Here is a 5,292-nt window from a genome sequence, read left to right as displayed (position 1 = left end):
GGCATCGACTGGTGCGTTTCGACATGTCCGAGTACATGGAGCGCCACACCGTGTCACGGCTGATCGGTGCCCGCCGGCTACGTCGGCTACGACCAGGGCGGTCTGCTCACCGAGGCGATCACCAAGCAGCCCCATTGCGTGCTGTTGCTCGACGAGGTAGAGAAGGCCCACCCGGAAGTCTTCAACCTGCTGCTGCAGGTCATGGACCACGGACGGTTGACCGACAACAACGGGCGTGAGGCGGACTTCCGTCATGTGATCGTGATCATGACCTCCAACGCAGGGGCCGAGCAGCAGGCGCGGCGCTCCATCGGCTTCCAGTCCCAGGACCACTCCACCGATGCCATGGAGGTGATTCGCAAGACCTTCTCGCCGGAGTTCCGCAACCGGCTGGATGGGATCATCCAGTTCCACTCCCTGCCAACCTCCGTGGTGCGCAGCGTGGTGGACAAGTTCCTGGTGGAGCTGCAGGCGCAGCTCGACGAGAAGCGGGTCCAGCTGGATGTGGACATGGAGGCTCGCGACTGGCTGGCCGAGAAGGGCTACGATCCGAGCATGGGTGCGCGCCCGATGGCCCGTATCATCCAGGAGCGGCTGAAGAAGCCGCTGGCCGAGCTGATCCTGTTCGGTGAGCTGGCGGAGCATGGCGGGATCGTGCACGTCAGCGTGGAAGAGGGAGAACTGCACCTGTCCACGGAGGCGGAGTTGGCTGACGCTCCTTGATGGGCGCCCTGGCGCCCGCTCGACACAGCGCCCTGTCTTCGGACGGGGCGTTGTCGTGTGTGCAGGGAGCCGTGGTGCTGAGGAGTCGGGCTCGTGCGCGAAGCGCGATTAGCGTGAGCGGTAGACGATACGTCCCTTGGTGAGGTCGTAGGGGGTCAGCTCGACCTTGACCTTGTCACCGGTGAGGATGCGGATGTAGTTCTTGCGCATCTTGCCGGAGATGTGGGCCGTCACGACGTGGCCATTTTCCAGCTCGACGCGGAAAGTGGTGTTGGGAAGGGTATCGACGACGACGCCTTCCATTTCGATATGGTCTTCACGTGCCATATAGGCGGTTCCTCGCTGATGGTTACGATGATCTCGACGACTTCCATTATGACCGTTCCGCACGGTCCGAAGCCTCACTCGGCGACAGCAGGCAGGCCGCTGTGCCGACGGATAGCGCGGTATTGTGCCGCAAGCTGGGCGTCAAGGCAAAGAAGGCCTTACTTCGATGACGCATTTGCGGTAGGCAGTGTGCGCCGCCAATGCCGACCGTCGAGTATCTCCAGGGGCTGGTATGCCTCCTTGTAGGCCATCTTGCGACAGTTCCTGATCCAGTAGCCAAGGTAGACATGGGGCAGGTCCCGCCGGTATGCCTCCTGTACCAGGCTGAGAACGGCATAGGCACCTAGTGATCGGCGGTACCACTCTGGGTCGGGATCGAAGAAGGTGTAGATGGCCGATAGCCCATGCTCCAGGTGGTCAAAGGCCGATACGGCCAGCAGCCGGTTGCCAAGCCGGAATTCCAGCAGCCGTGAGTAGGCTTCGTCCAGAGTCAGGAAGGTACGGTACTGCTCGTGACTTGGCGGGAACATGTCACCGTCGCTGTGGCGAGCATAAATATAGCGTTCGTAGAGGGCATAGTGTTCCGCATCGAACTGCGCGGGTCGCTCGATCAGGCGGAGGTCCGCGTTGCGTCGGCGGATACGGCGCTGACTGCGGCTGGGCTGGAAGTCATGCACCGGGATGCGAACCGAGAGGCAGGCGCTGCAACCCTCGCAGTGGGGGCGATAGAGGTGACGCCCGCTGCGCCGGAAGCCGAGCAGGGCAAGCGCATCGTAGACGCCCTGGCTGTGGGACTCCTGAGGGTCCAGGAAAAGCGTTGTTGCCTCGTGGCCTTCAAGATAACTGCAGGCATGAGGCACGGTCAGGAAGAAGCGCAGATCCCGTACCGGATGCTGAGGCGTATTGCTGCTCACGTCGGTCGCTCCCTATGTGAAAGCGGATGTGGTCTCGGCGCAGGGGTCGTCTTCGGGCAGCGGCCAATCGGGTAGTCGATGGTCGTCGCCGGTTGAAGTCGGTTTCGCCAGGCACTCTTCAAGATAGCCGATGAAATCGGCGCGGGCGATGTCGCGAGCCCCCAGGCTGGCTAAATGGCGGGTATGCATCTGACAGTCGATCAGCCGGCCGTTGCCTTGCTGCATGGCACGGACCAGATGGACCAACGCCACCTTGGACGCATCCCGTGCCAGCGAAAACATCGACTCGCCGAAGAACACCGGACCCAGGGCCACGCCGTAGAGGCCGCCGACCAGCCGCTCGCCCTGCCAGACCTCCACGGAGCGGGCATAACCCAGCCTGTGCAGAGACAGGTAGGCGCTACGCATCTCCGTGGTGATCCAGGTGCCGGGCTGGCCAGGCCTGGGGGCGGCACAGGCGTCGACGGTCTCGGCGAAGGCGCGGTTGAAGGTTACCCGGAAATCGGCGTTGCGTAACCGTTTGGCCAGGCTGCGGCTGATGCGCAGGGCGTCGGGAAAGAGCACCATGCGAGGGTCCGGACTCCACCACAGGATGGGCTGGTCGTCGCTGTACCAGGGAAAGATGCCGCGTCGATAGGCCGCCAGCAGCCACTGGGGCGTCAGCGCGCCGCCTGCCGCCAGCAGCCCATCCGGGTCACGCAGCGCTTGTGACACGGGGGGGAAGCTCACCGGTTGTTCGGGAAGCCAGGGCAGCATGGTGCGGTGCTCCTTGTCGTGAAGGTATATCTAGTCTGACGCTGGAGCGACTCTTGCTCAAGCAACGTCCATGGCTACTGTGCCGGGGCCTGCTCTCCCGGTATGATGAACGGCTGAAACCGGCAATACGAATGCTTCTGAAAGGCGCCGCCAGGTGCGGCGCGAGGGGGTTGGCGAGTTGAGTGCAAAGGAAAAGAGCGTGCCCCGGCGCGCGACGGCGGAGAATGCCCGGCAGACGGCACGGCGCATGAGACTCCACCTGCACGGCGCAGCCCGCGAAGGTGCGATCATCCTGCTCCTGGCGGGCTGTGTGTTCCTGCTGCTGGCACTGTTCAGCTATGAGCCGGCAGACCCCGGCTGGTCCCATCGCGGGCCGGAGACCGATGTCGACAACTGGATGGGGCCCATCGGTGCCTGGTTATCCGACGTGCTCTATTCACTGTTCGGGGCCAGTGCCTCTGGTGGCCCGGCATGCTGGGGTTCGCCGGCTGGTGGCTGATCCGTTCACGCAAGGTTCACATCGAGTGGGATGCCACGGGGGTGGCGGTACGCCTGGGTGGGCTGGTCCTGCTGCTGCTGGGGACGACAACGCTTGGCGCACTGCACTTCTATAGTCCCGAAAGCAAACTGCCCTACGCATCCGGGGGGATTCTTGGCGAGGGGCTGGTGGGGGCCCTGATACCCCTGGTGGACACCGGTGGCACGGGGCTTCTAGCCCTGTCGGCGATGCTCTGCGGTTTTCCGCTGTTCACCGGTCTTTCATGCTGACGGTGATGGACGAGCTGGGGCATCGTGCCCTGCAACTCTGGCGCTGGGCCGCCACGCCCTTCGGCCTGGTCCGGGAGCGACAGGAGTTGCGTCGTGCCGAGCGCGATGAGCAGGTCGACGAGGAGCCGTTTGACGAACCGGAGATGGACGATGGCCAGAGTATATCGTCACCCGGCCGGCGTGGTTGGCGCCGCCTGCTGCCCTGGGGCGGTGGGGTGGAGCCTGCCGTCGGCAGTGCGGCATCCCGTGAGCCCAGTCTATCATCCGGCTTCGGCGACGATGGTGAAACCGATATTCCCTGGGAAGTCCCCGAGCGGACGCCATCGGCAAAGCGGCCTGAAGCCGCCTATACCGCCCGTGACGCTGCGCATGGGCATGCCACTGGCTCGGCATCAGCTTCTCCCCCGGAGCCTCCCTGGGGGGCGTGCCAGCGGCTGGTGCGGTTGCTGCGGACTCCTACCCCCTGAGTGCCAGCCGTCATGACGAGCCGGCATCGGTTTCCATGCCGCTACGGGCCACGGAGGGTCAGGAGGCGAAGACCGATGGGGCCGAAGCCGGGAGCGCTCGGCGGGATGCTCAAGCCGAGGCGGGGAGCTCCATCGCTGACCAAGCGGGATCCAGGCCCGAGCAGGGGAGGGCAGCGGCGACGGATACATCACGTCGTGAGCCGGGGCTCAGTGACTGGCAGCCCGATGAACACCTGGAGACGCAGGAGCCGCGTCTCAATTGGGACAGCCTGGTCGATGACCAGAATGAGAGTGGCCCGGCCGTGCCCGAACCTGAGACCAAGCCTGAGTCCGAACGGTCCGGGGACTATCCGGATCAGGCGGCCGGCCTGCGAGCCTGGCAGCAGGCGGCGGCGTCAAGAGAGGGAATCGCACCTCCGGAGCCCCGGGCAGACGAGCCTGACAGTGTCGAGCCGAGCGGGGAGCCGCAAGCCGATGGGCGTGTCGCCACCGCCGAGCAGGCCCGTGCCGCGGCGGCTCAGCCTGAAGGCCCGACGCTATGGACGGTGGAGCATCTGCAGAGCCAGCGTCCGCAGTTCGACGAGTTGGCGGAACCGGATGGCGAACTGCCGAGCCTGCGCCTGTTGACGCCGGCGGAGCCGCATCAGCAGAACTACACCGAGCAGCAGCTGACCGACATGGCGGAGTTGCTCGAGACCCGGTTGCGCGAGTATGGCGTCAAGGCCGAGGTCGTCAATACCTGGCCCGGCCCGGTGATCACCCGCTTCGAGATCAAGCCGGCTGCCGGGGTGAAGGTATCCAAGATCAGCAACCTGGCCAAGGATCTGGCGCGCTCGCTGATGGTCAAGAGCGTGCGGGTGGTCGAAGTGATCCCCGGTCGGCCGACGGTGGGCATCGAGATTCCCAACCCGCATCGCGCCATGATCCGCCTGCGCGAGGTGATCGATTCCGATCGCTACCAGCAGGAGGCCTCGCCGCTGACCATGGCGCTGGGCCAGGACATCGGCGGTGGTCCCGTCGTTGCCAACCTGGGCAAGATGCCCCACCTGTTGGTGGCCGGCACCACCGGTTCGGGCAAGTCGGTGGGGGTCAACGCCATGTTGATCTCCATGCTGCTCAAGGCCCCGCCCGAGGAGCTGCGGTTGATCATGGTCGACCCCAAGATGCTCGAACTCTCGGTCTATGACGGTATCCCGCACCTGCTGGCCCCGGTGGTCACCGACATGAAGGAGGCCGCCAATTCGCTGCGCTGGTGTGTGGCCGAGATGGAGCGCCGCTACAAGCTGATGGCGGCCATGGGGGTGCGCAACATCGCCGGCTTCAATGGCAAGCTCGAC

At 64.9% G+C, this 5,292-nt stretch carries 4 protein-coding genes and 3 pseudogenes; 4 read left to right on the top strand and 3 right to left on the bottom strand.

Features of this window, described 5'->3' with window-relative positions:
• Positions 1–723: pseudogene (locus Q427_RS16330) on the top strand (AAA family ATPase); the annotation flags it as partial.
• Between the two features lie 108 nt (positions 724–831).
• Here Q427_RS16330 and infA read toward each other — a convergent pair.
• From infA to aat, 3 genes are all read right to left on the bottom strand, one after another.
• Positions 832–1,050, bottom strand: a complete 219-nt coding sequence (infA, locus tag Q427_RS16325) for a translation initiation factor IF-1 (protein ID WP_010627817.1) — start codon at positions 1,048–1,050, stop codon at positions 832–834.
• Positions 1,051–1,208: 158 nt separating this feature from the next.
• Positions 1,209–1,964 carry an arginyltransferase gene (locus Q427_RS16320; protein ID WP_043515853.1) on the bottom strand — a complete coding sequence of 252 codons (756 nt, stop codon included), beginning with the start codon at positions 1,962–1,964 and terminating at the stop codon, positions 1,209–1,211.
• Positions 1,965–1,976: 12 nt separating this feature from the next.
• The gene (gene aat, locus Q427_RS16315) at positions 1,977–2,720 is read right to left on the bottom strand and encodes a leucyl/phenylalanyl-tRNA--protein transferase (RefSeq protein WP_051496451.1); all 744 of its coding nucleotides are present in this window, start codon (positions 2,718–2,720) and stop codon (positions 1,977–1,979) included.
• Positions 2,721–2,967: 247 nt separating this feature from the next.
• On the opposite strand from aat, the pseudogene Q427_RS36985 reads away from it, so the two are divergent.
• From Q427_RS36985 to Q427_RS36975, 3 genes and pseudogenes are all read left to right on the top strand, one after another.
• Positions 2,968–3,488: pseudogene (locus Q427_RS36985) on the top strand (DNA translocase FtsK 4TM domain-containing protein).
• Positions 3,482–3,955, top strand: a complete 474-nt coding sequence (locus Q427_RS36980; protein WP_051496448.1) for a hypothetical protein — start codon at positions 3,482–3,484, stop codon at positions 3,953–3,955. The pseudogene Q427_RS36985 and the gene Q427_RS36980 overlap by 7 nt, the downstream one beginning before the upstream one ends.
• A 521-nt stretch (positions 3,956–4,476) precedes the next feature.
• Positions 4,477–5,292 (top strand): annotated as a pseudogene (locus Q427_RS36975) (DNA translocase FtsK); the annotation flags it as partial.

Source organism: Halomonas sp. BC04, assembly GCF_000568385.1.
This window is presented reverse-complemented; position numbering and strand designations above follow the sequence as displayed.

Coding starts and splice junctions, on each gene's coding strand:
- aat (WP_051496451.1), bottom strand. CDS start 2,720: ATGCTGCCCTGGCTTCCCGAACAACCGGTGAGCTTCCCCCCCGTGTCA.
- Q427_RS36980 (WP_051496448.1), top strand. CDS start 3,482: ATGCTGACGGTGATGGACGAGCTGGGGCATCGTGCCCTGCAACTCTGG.
- infA (WP_010627817.1), bottom strand. CDS start 1,050: ATGGCACGTGAAGACCATATCGAAATGGAAGGCGTCGTCGTCGATACC.